The sequence below is a fragment of the Mucilaginibacter sp. dw_454 genome (assembly GCF_018449775.1).
Lineage (GTDB): Bacteria > Bacteroidota > Bacteroidia > Sphingobacteriales > Sphingobacteriaceae > Mucilaginibacter.
The window spans coordinates 348,419-367,217 of the sequence record NZ_JAAVVB010000004.1 but is presented as its reverse complement, the minus strand read 5'-3'; the positions used below and the strand labels follow the sequence as shown (position 1 = coordinate 367,217).

Annotated in this window: 14 protein-coding genes; 9 read left to right on the top strand and 5 right to left on the bottom strand. The window is 43.4% G+C overall.

Features of this window, described 5'->3' with window-relative positions:
* Window positions 1–67 precede the first annotated feature (67 nt).
* Window positions 68–2,623: a beta-galactosidase gene (locus HB679_RS14970; protein ID WP_214072810.1), complete on the bottom strand. Its 2,556-nt coding sequence runs from the start codon at window positions 2,621–2,623 to the stop codon at window positions 68–70.
* A gap of 212 nt (window positions 2,624–2,835) precedes the next feature.
* Window positions 2,836–4,344, bottom strand: coding sequence for a Gfo/Idh/MocA family oxidoreductase (locus tag HB679_RS14965; RefSeq protein ID WP_214072809.1), 1,509 nt, complete (start codon window positions 4,342–4,344; stop codon window positions 2,836–2,838).
* Between the two features lie 534 nt (window positions 4,345–4,878).
* On the opposite strand from HB679_RS14965, the gene HB679_RS14960 reads away from it, so the two are divergent.
* The 9 genes from HB679_RS14960 to pgl all read left to right on the top strand — a co-directional run bounded on the left by HB679_RS14960 (window position 4,879) and on the right by pgl (window position 14,731).
* Entirely contained in the window at window positions 4,879–5,634 is a 756-nt protein-coding gene (locus HB679_RS14960; RefSeq protein WP_214072808.1) for an ROK family protein, read from the top strand.
* Window positions 5,635–5,666: 32 nt separating this feature from the next.
* On the top strand, window positions 5,667–7,676 hold the full coding sequence (gene tkt / locus HB679_RS14955) for a transketolase (protein WP_214072807.1): 2,010 nt from the start codon (window positions 5,667–5,669) through the stop codon (window positions 7,674–7,676).
* Window positions 7,677–7,756: 80 nt separating this feature from the next.
* A complete protein-coding gene (locus HB679_RS14950) occupies window positions 7,757–8,350 on the top strand; it encodes a DUF3828 domain-containing protein (RefSeq protein ID WP_214072806.1) in 594 nt (197 codons plus the stop codon).
* Window positions 8,351–8,370: 20 nt separating this feature from the next.
* Window positions 8,371–9,081 (top strand): ribose 5-phosphate isomerase A, encoded by a 711-nt coding sequence (gene rpiA / locus HB679_RS14945; RefSeq protein ID WP_214072805.1) that lies wholly within the window; start codon window positions 8,371–8,373, stop codon window positions 9,079–9,081.
* 101 nt (window positions 9,082–9,182) lie between these two features.
* Complete coding sequence (tal, locus tag HB679_RS14940) at window positions 9,183–10,274, top strand: transaldolase (RefSeq protein WP_214072804.1); 1,092 nt, start codon at window positions 9,183–9,185, stop codon at window positions 10,272–10,274.
* Between the two features lie 12 nt (window positions 10,275–10,286).
* Entirely contained in the window at window positions 10,287–10,910 is a 624-nt protein-coding gene (locus HB679_RS14935) for an HAD-IA family hydrolase (protein WP_214072803.1), read from the top strand.
* Between the two features lies 1 nt (window position 10,911).
* Window positions 10,912–12,333, top strand: coding sequence for an NADP-dependent phosphogluconate dehydrogenase (gene gndA / locus HB679_RS14930; RefSeq protein ID WP_214072802.1), 1,422 nt, complete (start codon window positions 10,912–10,914; stop codon window positions 12,331–12,333).
* A gap of 31 nt (window positions 12,334–12,364) precedes the next feature.
* The gene (gene zwf, locus HB679_RS14925; RefSeq protein WP_214072801.1) at window positions 12,365–13,879 is read left to right on the top strand and encodes a glucose-6-phosphate dehydrogenase; all 1,515 of its coding nucleotides are present in this window, start codon (window positions 12,365–12,367) and stop codon (window positions 13,877–13,879) included.
* A gap of 114 nt (window positions 13,880–13,993) precedes the next feature.
* Window positions 13,994–14,731 (top strand): 6-phosphogluconolactonase, encoded by a 738-nt coding sequence (gene pgl / locus HB679_RS14920; RefSeq protein WP_214072800.1) that lies wholly within the window; start codon window positions 13,994–13,996, stop codon window positions 14,729–14,731.
* Between the two features lie 266 nt (window positions 14,732–14,997).
* Here the strand turns inward: pgl and hisS are convergent, their stop codons facing one another.
* The 3 genes from hisS to ettA all read right to left on the bottom strand — a co-directional run bounded on the left by hisS (window position 14,998) and on the right by ettA (window position 18,556).
* Window positions 14,998–16,377 carry a histidine--tRNA ligase gene (hisS, locus tag HB679_RS14915; protein ID WP_214072799.1) on the bottom strand — a complete coding sequence of 460 codons (1,380 nt, stop codon included), beginning with the start codon at window positions 16,375–16,377 and terminating at the stop codon, window positions 14,998–15,000.
* A gap of 128 nt (window positions 16,378–16,505) precedes the next feature.
* Window positions 16,506–16,871 carry a VOC family protein gene (locus tag HB679_RS14910; protein WP_214072798.1) on the bottom strand — a complete coding sequence of 122 codons (366 nt, stop codon included), beginning with the start codon at window positions 16,869–16,871 and terminating at the stop codon, window positions 16,506–16,508.
* A gap of 2 nt (window positions 16,872–16,873) precedes the next feature.
* On the bottom strand, window positions 16,874–18,556 hold the full coding sequence (gene ettA / locus HB679_RS14905; protein WP_214072797.1) for an energy-dependent translational throttle protein EttA: 1,683 nt from the start codon (window positions 18,554–18,556) through the stop codon (window positions 16,874–16,876).
* Between the last annotated feature and the right edge of the window lie 243 nt (window positions 18,557–18,799).

The window sequence follows — 18,799 nt, the reverse complement described above, 5'->3', positions numbered from 1 at the left end:
GTTTTTATTGTTGTTATTCGGTTACAAATATTATTAAAATAACGCAGAACTACTGTAACAGTTTCGTTTAAAACTGTAACGTTTGTGTATCCCTGCCGGCGGCTTCCTCTGCTTCAATGGCTACTTTGTTAGGGAGAACGCCATTTTCATCAAAAATTACTACCGTATTTTTTCCGGGTTTTAACCAGCAATTGGGCAGGTACATTCCGCTTACTTTTATTTTTTCCGGGTATCGCCCCAGGTTATGCCCGTTAACCCATACCGAACCCGAACTTAAGCTGGTAGTATTAACGCGCCATATAGCATTTGAGTATTTTTGCCCGGTAAGGTTTAACGTCGACCGGTAAAATTGAGGTTTGCGGCTTGTTGTTGCGGGTAATTTAGGCCACTGTTGTTTTTCATTATCAAAGCCGATAATACAGCCGTCTCCTTTTGCGTCGTTACAGGGGCCGCCCTTCATGCGCCAGTTATTTACTATTATAGGCGGTGTTTTGCCATCTGCTTTTTGCAAGGTAACCTTTCCCCAAATGCCTTTTCTATCCAGCGTATCTATCTCACCTATTTTAAAGATGAGTTTATTACGCCCAATATGCGAAGTGAAAATTGCCAGTGTATGCATTTTTCCCGCGCTTATGGTTAAGTATACTGTGTCCGGGAAAAAAGCCGAAGTATCTACCCGCTTACCATCCAAAAATATCGCCCCGCCTTCGGGAGCTTTTTTTAATTGCAGTAAATACTGTCCAGTACTATTTACTTTTATTTTGGTGCGATACCATGCATAAGCTGTGACATCGCCATCTGCACCCATTTGCTGCGGATTTGTAGTATGCAACCAAGCTTTGTCATTATAATTTGGCGATGCCGGCGATGACGCATCCATTACTTGCCAGGCCCCTGATTTTAATTGCTGCGGATGAGGATCTGTTATAAAATGATAAAGCTCTACTATCGGATCGTCAGGCTTATAAATCCACAGGTGATAATCTTTTTTAATTTGCCACGGGCGTTCTATTGTAACGCTGCTGGCTGTAGCATCTGCCAGGTAATCCGGTCCTATGATGATGTTGCTATTTGCGTCGTCAAACCAACTATGGGTAGCCAAATCATTGTCTGCAGTAATAATTTTTATGGTTTGTTTTCCTGCTATGAAGCTATAAGATGATGGCTTTGCACCAATAACTGTATTAAATTCGATCAAGCCATTATCTATTCCAAACGCTACAGAATCGGCTGTTAGAGCCTCCTCTTTATCAGCTGTAAAATACAGTTGCGCCTTTGATCCCACATCGCCATAAACCAATAGGGTGGTAGTTTTACCTTGCGGGATAACGCTATATATGCGGGTAGGCGCCCAAACCAGTTTTATGTTTGGGGCGATAACGTAATTCTGCACCAAGGGCATGATCTCGCCTGCAGCCAGTTTTATTTGAATTGACGTTTTTACCGGTACACTCGCCGGAGGTCTTACCTCAAACTTTACTGCAACCGAATCCGGGTTATCTAAAAAAGCAATTGTCCCCGCCGGGCTTTTGCGGGCGGTTACTTTAATAATGGTGTCAGACACCGTAGGTTTGTCTTGTTGCTCATCTAAACTATTCTCTAAAACAGATTGAAAACTGCGCGCAAACCAGTTGGCACGTTTAAAGCTATAGTAAATAGGACGCAGATCGCCGGTTTGGCCAATGGCCGCGCCGTAATCGTAAGAGGCCGCATTATCACGGTCGTTATTATAATCGAAGTTTGAGCCGCCATGCGCCATGTAAATATTGTACCCATTACCACCATGAGCAATGATCTTCCAGGTGCGGCGGTCGTACAGGGTTGAATCTGTCTCCTGTGGGCCGTAATTTAAGAACCACACGCCCCAATATTCGGCACTAAACCAGGGATTGGGCCGATCAGGATCGTCCAGGCTGGCATAGTCGCTTGCAGGATCATTGCCGGAATGCAATCCGCTGAAAAAGTACGGCACCTGTAAACCCAACGATAAAGATTTTGCTCTTAAATGTTTAAAGTAGTTATCGGGCATTACGGTGCCCCAGCCGGCGCGATGTTCATTTTCTAACTGCACCATGATTACCGCACCGCCATGGTTAATTTGGTTTTGCGATACGATCGGCATCAGCCTTTCAAAATAATGATCGACAGCCGTCAAAAATTGCGGATTATTCTCGCGTACGCGCAAGTCTTTTTTAAATCTTAACCAAATGGGGTAACCGCCCATATCCCATTCGCCGCAATAGTATGGTCCTACGCGGACAATAGCATACATGCCCATGCTTTTGATTAGCTTTAAGTAAGCGTCCAGGTCATGGTCACCGGTAAAGTTGAACTGCCCCTCTTTGGGTTCATGATAGTTCCAGAAAGTATACATCTCAATAGCATTAAAGCCCGCGCGTTTTAAGCGCAACAGACGGTCATGCCATAAAGCACGCGGCACACGCGAATATTCCATGCTTGCCGAGACGATGAAGGTGCGTTTGCCATTGATCAAAAATCCGCGGGCGTCATAGTCAATAAATGGTTTGGCAATTGGCGCTGATGGAAACAGGTGGTCGTTGCGGGTTGGGGTGCCGGTGTTTGGTTGAGCGCAGACAGCGGAGTACATTACCAATAAAAACATAATTAACAAACTACACTGAAGTCTTGATTTTGTTGTCATTGCGAGGAGGGACAACGAAGCAATCGCAAGGACGCAAAGTTCGCGATTGCCGCGCTTCGCTCGCAATGACAGTAGTGTCTTTTTAGTACTTGGTATCATGGCGCAATTTAGTATAAAACAAAAAAGGAGGCAACCTTTAGGGCGCCTCCTTTTAATATGGTTATACGGTTATATTAAATACCGCTCAATTTCCATGGATCTCTGTAATCGCGTTTTACAAATTGGTTAACCTCGTCAACGTTAGTAATTTTAAGGTTAGCTGCATCGTAAATCAGATCAATATAAGCCGCAGGGTTTGAGTTACGCATGTGTTTGTTGCCATCTCTGCCTGTTACTTCTTTGCTGGTGGTTAAGTTTACACCTCTGATAGCTAAATTACACATTAACATAGCTTCGGTTAATAAAGCAGCTTCTTCAAACGGAGAGCTGGTTTGCATATTACCGTAACCTGCCAAGCAAGACTCAACCCACTGAGCGTAGTGACCTTCGGTGCCGTTTTTAACACGGGCAAATTTCTCAGGAACGTTCAGATCGTCCATTCTTGATACCGGTAATAAACGAGCGCGCGATGCGTAGCAACCTGCAGTCATTTTACCTTTGGTACCAATAAACAGCATACCGCCGTCACCTTCACCCCAATGCTCAGACGGATCTAATTCTTCAGGACGAGGAGGGATCATGCCGCCATCTAACCAATGTACTTTAACCGGTCCACTGGTTTTGTCAGTTTTAGGGAAAGTCATGGTAGTAAAGCTGGAAGCCGGGCCGGTTTCTAATGATCCGCCCTGACCAATACTGGTTGATACTTTCTCAACATATTTAAGACCTAATACTTTCATTGGGCCGTGCAGAATGTGTGCACCCATATCGCCCAATACACCAGTACCAAAATCCCACCAGCCTCTCCAGTTAAATGGCAGTACTTTTACGCCACCTGGTTGGTCTGTTCCAATTGGATATGGTCTGGCTTTAGCAGTGCCTTGCCATAAATCCCAGTTAAGGGTGCTTGGCGGGGTACTTGTTTCTTTTGGCCAACGCAAGCCGCCCGGTGTGTTAGCACCATGGGCACCTTGAGGCCATACAGGGCGGTCTGTCCAGCACCAAACTTCAGTAACATCGCCAATCAGGCCTGCATCGTACCATTCCATCATCTGGCGTACACCATCTGATGATGAACCCTGGTTACCCATTTGGGTTTGTACTTTATATTTTTTACCCATGTTAGCCATCATACGTGCTTCGTACACGTCGTGAGCCATAGGTTTTTGTACATAAACGTGTTTTTTTAATGACATGGCAGCTGTAGCAACTACAGCGTGGGTATGATCCGGCGTAGCGCAATGCACTGCGTCAAAGTTTTTATGTTCTTTGTCAAACATTTCTCTCCAATCCACATATTTCTTAGCGTCAGGATATTTATTAAATACGTGTGCCGCATAATCCTGGTCAACGTCGCATAAAAATGCAGGTTTAGCTTTACCGCTTGCTACAAATGCATCATTATCGCTGGTACCTTTACCGCCCAAACCTACGCTGGCGTAATACAAGGTATCACTCGGTGCCCTGAAGCCTTTACCCAGCACAAAGCGAGGCACAATAGTAAAGCCGGCAGCAGCAAGAGAGCTTTGTTTCACGAAATCTCTACGTGAAGTACCGCTTCCCTTTTCTTCCTTTTCTTTCATGTTATTAGTTTTAATGTTGGAATGTATTGTTTGTTAAATGTTGTTCAAAATCTTAGGCAACCGGGCTTTGTTCAAGAAAAATATTTAAGATGGGTTGCGGCGCTCAATTTGGTTTTTGTTCGGTGTTTATTAATAACAACCATACAAAAGTTGAAATTATAAATTAAATACGAATAACTAAAAAAAATACAGTAATAGAACGTAACAATTTTATCATAGAAAATAGCAACTGGTATATACAAGAAACTATTCTGTCATAGATTGCATTATTGGGGGCGGCGAGATCACCTGTCTGGTTATTAACATTTCAGTTATAATTGGCAGATATTTGTAAATTTCTCTCTGATTTAACATGTTTTAAACAAATGTTTACGTTTTTAGTGTCCGTTTAACACTATAAAAGGCTCAATTTTAGTGCAGAAACATGGCTTACTCTACTATTTCTGCCGATTATCTGTTTGATAGCCTTATATATTGACCAAAAGATTGTTATATATTTCAAAATACATATTACTTTTGCCCACCACAACTATCATGAGCAATACAACTCCACAGCTAAAAGTTCTTTCTATCGACATAGGCGGATCACACATCAAGGCTACTATCCTGGATAAGGATGGCGCACTATTAGTAGAATACAGCAAAGTGGAGACCCCACAACCCGCTAACCCTGATAACATAGTTAAGGCTATAAAAAAACTGGTTAAAGGGCTTAAAGACTACAACAAAATTTCTGTTGGGTTTCCGGGTTACGTACGCGACAGTATTGTTAAAACAGCGCCTAATTTAGATAATGCCGCCTGGGCCAACTTTAACCTGGGTAAAAAACTGGAAGAAGAATTAGGCTGCCCCGCACGTGTGGTAAACGACGCAGACATGCAAGGTCTGGGCGTTGTAAGCGGCAAGGGCCTTGAATTGGTGCTTACCTTAGGCACCGGGTTTGGAACCGCCGTATTATTAGACGGTAAACTATTGCCACATCTTGAGATTGGCCAAAGCCCAATTACCCGCCATAATAGCTACGACGCTTATATTGGTGATAAAGCCTTTGATCTGGAAGGTAAAAAGAAATGGAACGAACGAATGGAGAAAGTTTTGAAAGTTTTAAAAACACTATTCAATTACGACTATTTGTATATAGGTGGCGGCAACGCACGCGAACTGACTTTTAAACTGGATAAAAACGTAAAAATAGTAACTAATCAAGATGGTATAAAAGGTGGGGCAAGGCTATGGTCTACAGAGCTTGAACCTACTCCGGTTATGCCGTCATCAACAATAAAAAAGTAATATCATCTAAACATTCATAAAAAAAGAGGAAAATGGATTCAAATAGTAAAAACATTGAAGAATTAGCAATTGACACGGTAAGAATTTTGTCGGCAGATGCTGTACAAAAAGCTAACTCGGGCCACCCGGGTACCGCTATGGCTCTTGCACCGGTAGGCCACGTGCTTTGGAAGGATTTTATCAACTTTAACCCAAAGAACCCTAGCTGGGCTAACCGCGACAGATTTATCTTGTCTGCAGGTCACGCTTGTATTTTACAATACAGTTTCTTACACCTTTTAGGTTATGATCTTTCTTTAGAGGATATCAAAAACTTTCGCCAGCTGCACAGCAAAACCGCAGGTCACCCTGAGTACGGTTTGGCTCCGGGTGTTGATGTTACTACTGGTCCTCTGGGCCAGGGTTTCGCTAATGGTGTTGGTTTTGCCATTGCACAAAAACACTTAGCCGGTTATTATAATAAACCAGGTTTCGATTTATTTAACTATCACATCTACGCTATTTGTAGCGATGGTGATATGATGGAAGGCGTAACTTCTGAGGCTGCTTCATTAGCGGGTCACCTGGAGTTAGGCAACATCATTTATGTATATGATGACAACAAGATCTCTATTGAAGGTAGTACTGATATAGCCTTCAACGAGAATGTTGACGAGCGTTTTAGAGCTTATGGCTGGCACGTGCAATCTGTAGACGATGCTAACGATATCCATGCTTTACATCAAGCTTTAGTTAATGCTAAGTCTGAAACTCAAAAACCATCGTTGATCCGTGTGCGTTCATTAATCGCTTACGGTAGCCCTAATAAATCAGGTACTGCAGGTTCGCACGGATCTCCACTTGGTGCTGATGAAATTAAACTGGTTAAAAAATTCTTTGGCTTTGATGAGGATAAATCATTCTATATCCCTGAAAAAGTAGAGAAATACTACCATGAAATTGGTGCACGAGGTATTGACTACGAGAAAAAATGGAATGAGCTATTTGCGCAATACGCAGAGAAATTCCCTGAACTGGCTGCCGAATATAAAGCTGCAGTTGCAGACGAATTACCAAAAGGCTGGTTAGATAAAATTCCAACTTTTAAAGGTTCTGACCCTAAAATGGCAACGCGCCAGGCATCTGGTAAAGTGTTGAACGCAATTGCAAGCAGCTTCCCACATTTAATTGGCGGCGCTGCGGATTTGGCTCCATCAACAGAAACTAACCTGAAAGAGTACGATTCATTTACTTCAGAAAACCGTAATGGACGTAACTTCCACTTCGGTATTCGTGAGCATGCAATGGGTTCTGCCTTAAACGGTATGGCTTTAACAAAGGGTATCAAACCTTTTGGCGCAACGTTCCTGATGTTCTCAGAATACATGCGCCCGCCGATCCGTTTGGCGGCGATTATGAAAATAAGCCCGATCTTTGTTTATACGCACGATAGTATTGGTTTAGGCGAGGATGGTACAACTCACCAACCGGTTGAGCAATTAATTTCTTTACGCTCTATCCCTAATATCACCGTTATCCGCCCGGCTGATGCAAACGAAACTGCACATGCATGGCGCGTAGCTATCGAGAAAAAAGGTGGCCCAACCGTATTAATATTTACCCGTCAGGGTTTACCTATCCTTGATCAGGATAAATATGGTAAAGCAAGCCAGTTAGAGCAAGGCGCTTACATTTTGTCAGACTCTGACAAAACTCCCGAAGTTATCTTGATAGCGACAGGGTCTGAAGTTGCTTTGATCATGGATGCCCAGGCTAAATTGAAAGAAGAAGGTATTGCTGCACGTGTGGTAAGTATGCCATCTTGGGAATTGTTTGAAAAACAAGACGAAGCTTACAAAGAGAAAGTATTGCCTAAAGCAATTAAAAAACGTTTAGCTGTTGAAATGGCTTCTCCGCTGGGTTGGCATAAATATGTTACCGACGAAGGTGATACTTTATGTATGACCACATTTGGCGAATCGGCACCGGCAGAAGAATTGTACAAATACTTCGGCTTTACGGTTGACAACGTAGTTAAAAAAGCGAAAGCGCTTTTGAAATAGATTTGAGTATTGAGATGTGAGATTGGAGAACTTTTTTCTGTCTCACATCTTAAAATAACCTCTTATCACAACCTATATCAATGGATCTTAAAATTAAGAACATATACTTTCCAATCCTTAGCGTGATCATACTTGGTATGGTTACGCTTTCGGGTTTGAAGGCGCAGGCTCAACCTAGTGATAAAGCTGAGGCTAAAGCGTTTGTTCAGAAATTTTATGATTGGTATGTTCCGCTTTACAACCAATATGTGCCCGGAAAAAGGAACCAAGTGCCATCGGAAAAAGTCGCATTGGTGAAACAAAAAGATTGTTTTGACGCAAAGCTTTATAGCGTTCTGTTTGACTATTATAATAAGCCCGCTCCTAAAGGAGCGGAAGATGTTATGGGAATTGATATGGACCCATTTTTAGCAGCTCAGGACAATGGTTTTCAATACGTGGCGGGGAAAACAACGCAATCAGCTGGTGACTTTTTTGTAGATGTTCATGGCGACTTGGAAAACAAGCCAAGATCAGAAGTATTAAAAGGACAATTGGCAATAGTTGTGGAACTTGCAAAAGTGAACGGACAATGGAAATTTCTTAATTTTTGGTACGATAAAAAAAGTAATCTTTTAAGTATGATCGCATCCTACAATAAAGATGTTAAGGCTGAAGTTGCAAAAAAACATTAATTGCTCACATCTATCACGAAATGAACTGGAATAGCGACATCATCACAAATCTAAGCTGGGCAGGCGCTATCTCGAATATTGCCGGCAAGCAAAAGGTGGCTGATCAGATCGTCAGTAAAATAAAGGATGGTGATGTAATTGGTGTTGGCTCTGGCAGTACCGTTTATCTGACCTTGTTTGCTATAGCCGAAAAAATAAAAGCTGAAAAGCTGAACATTAAAGCAATACCTACCTCGATAGAGATTTCGCTATTCTGTGACAAACTGGGCATCCCTTTGACCAGTTTATTTGAGCATAAGCCCGATTGGTGCTTTGACGGCGCCGACGAGGTTGACCCCAACAAAAGCCTGATCAAAGGCCGCGGTGGCGCTTTGTTTAAAGAGAAATTACTGATAAGCAGCAGCCCGGTAAATTATATTATTGTTGACGACACTAAGCTTGTAGATAAGCTGGGTTCAAAATTTCCGGTGCCGGTTGAGGTTTTTCCACAGGCGCTATTGCACGTAGAAAAAGAGCTTAAAGCCTTAGGTGCGACCAATATCATATTACGGTTAGCCGGTGGCAAAGATGGCCCGGTAATTACCGAAAATAACAACTTGTTGCTTGATGTCCATTTCGATGAGATCGACACGGACATGGAACGCAAAATTAAAAGTATTACAGGCGTGATTGAAAGCGGCCTGTTTATAAATTATAATATAGAAGTTTTAGTAGCGTCAAATAATTCTTAATAGGAATGTTGCATGACATTATAGATTATTGATGGTACACTTATTGACGAAAGAAAGACAACCACTCACAATTAATAAATAGATATTAAAAACAAAGTATAATGGAAACTAATAAAGTAAAACAGATACACAGCTTTGGTCAGAGCATTTGGCTTGATTTTATTGATCGCAAGTTTATTGGCGATGGCAGGCTTAAAGCTTTGATTGACGATGACGGTATCAGAGGTGTTACCTCAAACCCAGCAATTTTTGAAAAAGCTATCAGCAGCAGCGACATGTATGATGCTGACATCAAATCACTTTCAAAGGGCGATAAGACTAACGAAGAGATTTTCTTTGGTTTAGCTATTAAAGATATTCAGGATGCTTGCGATCTGTTTAAAGGCTTATATAACGAAAGCGCTAAAGGCGATGGTTATGTAAGTTTAGAAGTATCTCCATTTTTGGCATTAAAAGGTGCAGAAACTTTCGAACAAGCAAAATTGCTTTGGAAACAAGTTGACCGCGAAAACGTAATGATCAAAATCCCTGGTACACAACCCGGTTTAGATGCTATCCGCAAATCAATCGCTCAAGGTATCAATATCAATGTTACTTTATTGTTCGGCTTGCCACGTTACGAAGAAGTTGCTTTGGCTTACATTGCCGGTTTGGAAGATCACTTAGCTGCAGGTCATGAAATTGCACATATCTCTTCAGTAGCTAGTTTCTTCCTGAGCCGTATTGATGTGTTGATCGATCCGATTTTGGACGAAAAAGGTTTATCAGACTTGAAAGGCGAGATCGCTATCGCATCTGCCAAAAAAGCATACGAAATTTACAAACGTGTATTCAGCGGCGAGCGTTGGGAAAAATTAGCTGCCAAAGGCGCTAAACCACAACGTTTGTTATGGGCAAGTACCAGCAGCAAAAATCCGGCATTTAAAGACACTAAATATGTTGAGGCTTTAATAGGTGCGGATACTGTTGATACCGTTCCTTTGGAAACTATCGTAGCTTTCCGCGATCATGGTGTTGCTGCCAATACTTTAGAATTAGACTTAGATAAAGCTACTGAAGCATTAGAACGTATCAAAGCTGCCGGTATCGATATCGATAAATTAACCCAGCAGTTAGAAGACGAAGGTATTGAGAAATTCAATCAACCTTTTGAAAAACTATTGGCGTCAATCGAAGAAAACAAAGGCAAATAATCTCGGCCATTCATGGAAGCAAGTAATCTTAAGATCCTTTTCTTTGATATTGGCGGTATTTTGCTCAGCAATGGCTGGGGGCATGAGTCGCGTAAACTGGCCGCCGAGAAATTCGGGCTGGATTATGCCGAAGTAAATGCCCTGCACACTTTCATATTTAACGTATATGAAATTGGCAGCGTAACGCTTGACGAATACCTGGATACCGTTATCTTTAATCATCCGCGCGATTTTACCCGCGAGGATTTTAAAGAGTTTGTTTACCAGCAGTCGGTCGAGCTACCCACTTTAAAGTGGTTAAAAGAGTGGAAAAAAGATTGCGGTTTCCGCATTATTTCCATCAATAACGAGGGTAAGGAGCTGAATGATTACCGGGTGAAGAAATTTAAGCTGCATGAGTTTTTTGATGCGTTTGTATCATCATGCGAGGTTAAATTACGCAAACCCGATCCAAGCATTTGGCAACTAGCCATGGGTATAGCGCAGGCGCAGCCCAACCAGTGCGTTTATTTTGACGACCGTATGATGTTTGTCAATGCCGCGCAGAAACTGGGTATCCGTGCTTATCAGCATACCGACCTGGAATCGACCAAAAAAATATTACAACAATTAAAAGAGGAAAACCACAACAAATAATATGAGCACACCAACCAAATATGATTTCGGTATGATAGGCCTGGGTACCATGGGCCGCAACCTTTTGCTAAACATGGGCGACCATGGTGTAAAAGGTGCCGGATTTGATAAAGACGCCAGCAAAGGCGCATTATTAGAGCAAGAGAGCACAAATGGTAACCTGAAAGGCTTTAGCGATGTAAAGGAATTTGTATCGAGCCTGAACAAGCCGAGAGCGATTATGATGTTGGTGCCTGCAGGTAAAATTGTTGATGACGTTATTGAAGAGTTATTGCCGATAATTGATAAGGGCGACCTGATCATTGACGGTGGTAACTCTTACTTTGCCGATACCAATCGCCGGGTTGATTACCTGGAAGGTAAAGGCATTCACTTCTTTGGCATGGGTGTTTCCGGTGGCGAAGAAGGTGCGCGCCGTGGCCCAAGCATGATGCCGGGTGGCGACAAAGAAGCTTACGCCGTAATGAAACCTATCCTGGAGTCTATTGCCGCTAAGGTTGATGGCGCTCCCTGCGTTACCTACATTGGCCCTGGTGCTTCTGGACACTTTGTTAAAATGGTGCATAACGGTATTGAGTATGGTATTATGCAACTATTGGCAGAGACCTACGATATCATGAAAAAAGGTTTAAAAATGGATAACGAAGCCATTGGTAAAGTATTTACCGAGTGGAACGAAGGCCGTTTAAAATCATTCCTGGTTGAAGTTACACGTGATGTATTTCAATACAAAGCGCCGGGTACAGATCATTTATTGTTAGACGATATTAAAGACGAAGCCCGCGCAAAAGGTACCGGTAAATGGACCTCGCAAGTGGCTATGGATCTTCAGGCTCCAATCCCTACGGTAGATTCGTCAGTAGCCATGCGCGACTTGTCGAAATACAAAGAACTGCGTGTTGAGGCATCAAAATTATATGACGAAGGCGATCTGGCTTTAGACGTAGATAAAGACGAGTTTTTGAAAACCTTAGAACAGGCTTTCTACTTTAACCTGATCATTACTTACTCGCAAGGTATGCACATGCTGTTAAGAGCATCTGCCGAGTATAAATACGATTTGAAACTGGATGAGATCGCTAAGATCTGGAGAGGTGGCTGTATCATCCGCTCATTGTTCCTGAACAATATCTACGAAGCTTACCAGGCTAACCCAGGCTTAGAGCACCTGTTGCTTGATGCAGGCGTACAAAAAGAAATACAGGGTTCTGTTGCAGGCGCACGTAAAGTGGTTTCAACAGTTACTGCCAAAGGTATTGCTGCACCATGCTATGCATCGGCATTAAGTTATTTCGATGCGTTCCGCAGTGCGCGCATGCCATCAAACTTAATCCAGGCACAACGCGACTATTTTGGCGCACATACTTACGAGCTGATTGGTAAAGAAGGCACCTTCCACACCCAATGGGTAGCTAAAAATTAATCACAACAACTGAACGTTAGCACATAAAAAAATGGCAACAATAAAATCAGAGCCTACCGTATTTATTATTTTCGGTGGCACCGGTGACTTGAACGCGCGCAAACTGGCGCCGGCGTTATACAATTTGTTTTTGGACGGATATCTGCCCAAACAATTCTCTATTATTGGTACCGGTCGTACCAAATTATCAGACGAGCAATTCAGAAAAAATCTGAACGAGGACATCAACAACTTCTCGCGCAGTGGCAAAGCCGACAAAGAGAAATGGGCCGAGTTTGAAAAAAATATTTTCTACCAGGTATCAGACGCTAAAGACGCGGAGACCTATAAAGAGTTTGGTAAACGCGTAGAAGCACACAATGCGGAGTGGAATACCAAAGCCAACGTTATTTATTACCTGGCGGTATCACCTACATTTTTTCCTATTATCACAGCAAACCTGGCTAAAGCTAAATTGACTACTGATGTAGAGCGCACCCGTATTGTTATTGAAAAACCATTTGGTCATGATCTGGAATCAGCTAAAGAGCTGAACAAATTATTGGCCGGTCTTTTCGCTGAGAAACAGATTTATCATATTGACCACTATTTGGGTAAAGAAACGGTACAAAATATCATGGCGTTCCGTTTTGCCAATTCATTGTTTGAGCCAATCTGGAACCGTAATTATATTGAGCACGTACAGATCTCGGTTACCGAGTCGTTAGGTGTTGAAGATCGTGGTGATTATTACGATGGTTCTGGCGCAATGCGCGACATGATCCAGAATCACCTGCTGCAATTACTTTGCTTAATATCTATGGAAACCCCGGTTAATTTTACTGCGGATGAAGTGCGCAACCGTAAGGTTGACGTATTGCATGCTATGCGTCGTTTCTCTCCGGAAGATGTGCGTATGTCTGCGGTACGCGGCCAGTATGCAAAAGGCTGGATGGAAGGCAAAGAAGTACCGGGCTACCGCGAGGAACCAAAGGTTGATCCGAATTCAAATACCGAGACATTTGCGGCTATTAAATTCTTTGTAGACAACTGGCGCTGGCAAGGGGTTCCTTTTTACGTACGTACCGGTAAAAGGCTGCACCAATCATCATCAGTAATTACCATACAGTTTAAAGACGTACCGCATAAAATCTTCCCTTCTGAGGCTGCCGAAAGCTGGACGCAAAACAGACTGATCATCAGCATACAACCTGAGATGAGTATCCGTTTACAGGTGCAGGCAAAACGCCCGGGCCTGGATATGGTCTTGAACACGGTTGATATGGTGTTTGATTATAAAGGTACCTACACTAACCAGGCACCAGAGGCTTATGAAACCCTATTGCTAGACACCATGCTGGGCGACCAAACGTTATTTATGCGTGGCGACCAGATAGAGGCGGCCTGGGAATTGATCATGCCGATACTAAGCACGTGGACCAATAAGAAAAGCTTAAACTTCCCTAACTATTCTGCAGGTTCATGGGGCCCTGAAAGCGCCGAGGCATTAATAGCCCGCGACGGTTTCACCTGGTTCTCGTTGCCATTGAAGAATACGAAGAAGTAAAAACAACATTTAACCTGTCATTACGAGGAACGAAGCAATCGCGAATATGTAATATTGATTTGCATCCTTGCGATTGCTTCGTTCCTCGCAATGACAGTTTCATAAAGTTTACCCATGACACTAAACATCTTCCAAACCCCAGACGAAGTAATTGACGCCATTGCTCAATACTTTGTTGAAACAGCTAATAATGCAATAACTGCCCGTGGTAAATTTTCGGTAGCGTTATCGGGTGGCAGCTCGCCTAAAAAATTGTATGAGTTGCTGGCTTCCACCACGTATGCAGATAGTATAGACTGGACTAAAGTTTATTTCTTTTTTGGCGATGAGCGCAATGTGCCGCAAACCGACCCGGAAAGTAACTACCTGATGGCTAAGAATGCGCTGTTCATCCCGCTTTATATTGATGCTGCTAATATTTTTGCGGTAGATACTTCGCTTACTCCAAATGAAGCCGCACAAAAATATGCCGAGCAAATAGCCGAGTTTTTTGATGAGGACGAAATGAGCTTCGACCTGGTATTATTAGGTCTTGGCGATGACGCACATACTGCATCGTTATTCCCGCATACCGAAGCGCTGAATGAGGTTACCTCAACGGTATTAGCCAACTTCCTGCCCGAAAAACAGATCTGGCGCATTACTATGAGCGCACCTATGATCAATGATGCTAAAAACATTGCCTTCCTGGTTTATGGCGAGGGTAAAGCCGAAGCCGTACATCATTGTTTAGAGGATGAAGAAAATATTGAGATGTATCCTTCGCAATTGATAGATTCCATAACAGGTGAAACCGTTTGGTTTTTAGACGAAGCCGCCGCCGCTAATTTAGACATTGACACGATTGAATAATTTTAAGATTATTCAGGATTTATAAACGCGAAAGGCTTTCCTAATGGAAAGCCTTTCGCGTTTATAACCAATACGTCATTGCGAGGAACGAAGCAATCTCTATAACAGACAGTCAAAAGCACAAAGCTTATTTGGCGTTAGCCAGCAAAACCCTGCACATTGATTAGCAAGTGTAGAGATTGCTTCGTTCCTCGCAATGACGTGGTGTTAGAGAGATCGTCACGCTCGTACCTCGCTCACGATGACGTGGAGGAGAAGGATCTAGGCTAAACCCCAGCCTTTAACCTGGTAACAATCTGCGCAGCGCTAATTTTTTCCTGCTCGCCGGAAGCCATGTCTTTAAAGGCCAGCAGCCCGCTTTGCATTTCTTCGCTGCCGATAAGTACGGTGTAAGGAATGTTCTTGTTATTGGCATACTCCATCTGCTTTTTGATTTTGGCACCAGCCGGATAAAGCTCTGCGTTGATGCTTTCTGCACGCAGCTTTTGCAGCAGTGGTAAGGCGTAGATCTCGCCTTCTTTATCAAAGCAGCAGATCAGGACACGGGTAGTTTGATTGGCATCCGCCGGGAAAAGGTTTAGCTCTCCCATTACGTCGTAGATCCTGTCGGCACCGAAAGAGATGCCGGCACCTGTTAGACCTTTCAAGCCGAACATGCCGGTCAGGTCGTCATAACGACCACCGCCGCCTATGCTGCCCATAGCTACTTCATTAGTTTTTACCTCGAAGATAGCGCCGGTATAGTAATTTAGTCCGCGAGCCAGGGTGATATCCAACTCCACAGTCGCGCGTTGTATTTTGAATTTACTGATGTAATTGAAAACGGTCTCAATCTCGTCGCAACCTTTCAAGCCAATTTCAGACTTTTCTAAAGCCGAACGCAGGCTGGCCAGTTTATCTTCATTACTACCTTCCAGTAAAATAACCGGTTTTAGTTTTTCGATGTCAGCCTCGGTAAATCCTTTTTCTAATAATTCTTTGATTACGCCATCCAACCCGATCTTGTCTAATTTATCAATGGCGACAGTTAGATCGATAATACTATCGGCTTTGCCAATTACTTCGGCAATGCCGGATAAGATCTTGCGGTTGTTGATCTTGATGGTAAAATCTTTCAAGCCCAAAGCGCTCAAGGCTTCATCATAAATCAAAATAAACTCAGCCTCGTTTAATAAAGAATCAGACCCAACCACATCAGCATCGCACTGAAAGAACTCGCGGTAGCGGCCCTTTTGTGGCCTATCAGCACGCCACACCGGCTGCACCTGGAAGCGTTTAAAAGGGAAGGTGATTTCATTTTGGTGCATCACCACGTAGCGGGCAAAAGGCACCGTTAGGTCATAACGTAATGCTTTTTCGGAGATATCCGGAGTGATTGCATTTGAGTTTAAAGTAACCAATTTCTCTGGGTTAACTTTTGACAAATAATCGCCGCTGTTTAGTACTTTAAAGATCAGTTTATCGCCTTCATCACCATATTTGCCCATTAGCGTCGACAGGTTTTCCATCGAGGGAGTCTCTATCTGCTGATAGCCATATTTGCGAAAAACGGCCTTAATGGTATCAAAAATAAAATTGCGTTTTACCATTTCAGCAGGCGAAAAATCGCGCGTGCCTTTTGGTGTAGATGGTTTAATTGCGGCCATAGCGGCAAAGGTACAAAAAACGAGGAATTTGCCTTACCCCAATGTCATGCCGAACTTGTTTCGGCATCCCACATGCTAAGCAAGCGTAGACCTATCGCTGGAGATCCTGAAACAAGTTCAGGATGACATTAGGTTTTATACTCCAACAACTCCATCCTATTCCCAAACGGATCTAAAAAAGTAAACCGATCGCGTCCTGCAATAACCGGCTCTTCGCAAATGGTTATGCCACTAGCTTCCAGGTGGTTGCGTACAGTGGCTAGATCATCAACCTCAAAAGCAGTATGCCTGAAAGTAAAACCCACAGGTGTTTCAACGCCGATATGTAATTCAATATCGCCAATTAAAAACCAATAGCCTGGTGTGTCAAAAATATGATCGGGGCGTTGGATGGATTTGAGGCCCAGCACATTGGTATAAAAAGCACGCGCAGCCTCCAAATCTTCGGTGGCTACGCATACATTAATGTGGTCGGTACGTTTAAAGTTGATCAACCTTATACAGTTAGTTTTTTATACTTAATCCGTTTCGGGCCGATATCGCCTAAACGTTTTTTGCGGTTCTCTTCGTAGTCGCTATAGTTACCCTCGAAGAAATAAACCTGCGAGTTACCTTCAAACGCCAATATATGCGTACAAACGCGGTCAAGGAACCAGCGGTCGTGACTGATGATCACCGCGCAGCCGCCAAAGTTTTCTAAGGCTTCTTCTAAAGCGCGTAAAGTATTTACGTCAATATCGTTGGTAGGCTCATCCAGTAGCAGTACGTTACTTCCTTTTTTTAGGGTGATAGACAAGTGTACGCGATTACGCTCGCCGCCCGACAGTACGCCGACTTTCTTTTGCTGATCGGCACCGTTAAAGTTAAAGCGCGATACATAAGCACGCGAGTTTAGCGGGCGATTACCCACCATAATAGTTTCCAGTCCGCCGGTTACGTTTTCCCAAACAGATTTGTTGGGGTCAAGGTCATCATGCATCTGGTCTACATAGCCTAAAGCTACGGTTTCGCCTACGCGGAAAGTACCGGCGTCGGGCTGATCCTGACCAGTGATCAGACGGAACAAAGTAGTCTTACCCGCACCGTTCGGGCCAATGATGCCTACAATGCCTGCAGGCGGTAAGGAGAAACTCAGATTATCAAACAATAACTTATCGCCATAGCTTTTGCTTACGCCATTAGCCTCGATAACCACATTACCCAAACGCGGCCCGGGCGGAATAAACAGCTCCAGCTTTTCTTCGCGTTCCTTAGTTTCTTCGGACGCCAATTTTTCATAGTTTGATAAACGCGCTTTCGATTTGGTGTGGCGGCCTTTAGCCCCCATGCGTACCCACTCCAGCTCGCGCTCTAAAGCTTTTTGGCGCTTGCCCTCGGTTTTGTCTTCCTGCGCTAAACGTTTCGATTTTTGATCTAACCAGGAAGAGTAATTGCCTTTCCATGGTAAACCTTCGCCCCGGTCAAGTTCTAAAATCCAGCCGGCAACGTTGTCAAGGAAATAACGGTCGTGGGTTACGGCGATTACGGTTCCTTTATATTGTTTAAGGTGTTGCTCCAGCCAGTCGATCGACTCGGCATCTAAGTGGTTGGTAGGCTCATCCAGTAAAAGAACATCAGGCTCCTGCAATAACAAGCGGCATAGCGCCACCCGGCGGCGCTCGCCACCCGATAATACCGAGATCTTGGCATCAGGCTCCGGGCAACGCAAGGCATCCATGGCGCGCTCCAGTTTGGTGTCCAACTCCCAGGCGTTTGTTGCGTCTATCTGGTCCTGCAATTCGCCCTGGCGGGTCATCAGCTTATCCATTTTATCGGCATCGCTGTAATATTCTTCCAGGCCAAATTTTTCGTTAATCTCTTCGTATTCTTTAAGCAGGGCGGTAGTTGCGGCAACGCCCTCCTGCACAATTTCAAGTACGGTTTTGTTAGGATCAAGTTCGGGCTCCTGGCTTAAATAGCCTACGGTATAGCCCGGCGAAAATACAACCTCGCCAATGTTGGTTTTATCTATGCCTGCAATGATTTTTAACAGCGATGATTTACCAGAGCCATTTAAGCCGATAACGCCAATTTTAGCGCCATAGAAAAACGACAGGTAAATGTTTTTTAATACAGTTTTTTGCGGGGGATATACCTTACTGACCCCGGCCATTGAAAAAATTATTTTTTCGTCTGCCATATATTAATGAGTAAATGAGTGATTTTTGAATGGATGAATTTCTACGATAGAAACATCGGCACAAATATGAGCATTAGCCCAGCCAAGTGCAAGCTTAAAAAACCAAATTCTAGCTGGTAGCGCCATACGCTCAATCAAGGTTACGCGGTACTTTACATGCCATCATCCCGGTTAAATAATTTTAGCCATAAAATACGATTTAACTTTTTTTAACACGCAAAAAACGCCCTCAGGGGTATTAAT

What these genes read in the sequence shown, in the direction of transcription:
- HB679_RS14970 (WP_214072810.1), bottom strand. Translation starts at nt 2,623, where the DNA reads ATGTTTTTATTGGTAATGTACTCCGCTGTCTGCGCTCAACCAAACACC.
- HB679_RS14965 (WP_214072809.1), bottom strand. Translation starts at nt 4,344, where the DNA reads ATGAAAGAAAAGGAAGAAAAGGGAAGCGGTACTTCACGTAGAGATTTC.
- HB679_RS14960 (WP_214072808.1), top strand. Translation starts at nt 4,879, where the DNA reads ATGAGCAATACAACTCCACAGCTAAAAGTTCTTTCTATCGACATAGGC.
- tkt (WP_214072807.1), top strand. Translation starts at nt 5,667, where the DNA reads ATGGATTCAAATAGTAAAAACATTGAAGAATTAGCAATTGACACGGTA.
- HB679_RS14950 (WP_214072806.1), top strand. Translation starts at nt 7,757, where the DNA reads ATGGATCTTAAAATTAAGAACATATACTTTCCAATCCTTAGCGTGATC.
- rpiA (WP_214072805.1), top strand. Translation starts at nt 8,371, where the DNA reads ATGAACTGGAATAGCGACATCATCACAAATCTAAGCTGGGCAGGCGCT.
- tal (WP_214072804.1), top strand. Translation starts at nt 9,183, where the DNA reads ATGGAAACTAATAAAGTAAAACAGATACACAGCTTTGGTCAGAGCATT.
- HB679_RS14935 (WP_214072803.1), top strand. Translation starts at nt 10,287, where the DNA reads ATGGAAGCAAGTAATCTTAAGATCCTTTTCTTTGATATTGGCGGTATT.
- gndA (WP_214072802.1), top strand. Translation starts at nt 10,912, where the DNA reads ATGAGCACACCAACCAAATATGATTTCGGTATGATAGGCCTGGGTACC.
- zwf (WP_214072801.1), top strand. Translation starts at nt 12,365, where the DNA reads ATGGCAACAATAAAATCAGAGCCTACCGTATTTATTATTTTCGGTGGC.
- pgl (WP_214072800.1), top strand. Translation starts at nt 13,994, where the DNA reads ATGACACTAAACATCTTCCAAACCCCAGACGAAGTAATTGACGCCATT.
- hisS (WP_214072799.1), bottom strand. Translation starts at nt 16,377, where the DNA reads ATGGCCGCAATTAAACCATCTACACCAAAAGGCACGCGCGATTTTTCG.
- ettA (WP_214072797.1), bottom strand. Translation starts at nt 18,556, where the DNA reads ATGGCAGACGAAAAAATAATTTTTTCAATGGCCGGGGTCAGTAAGGTA.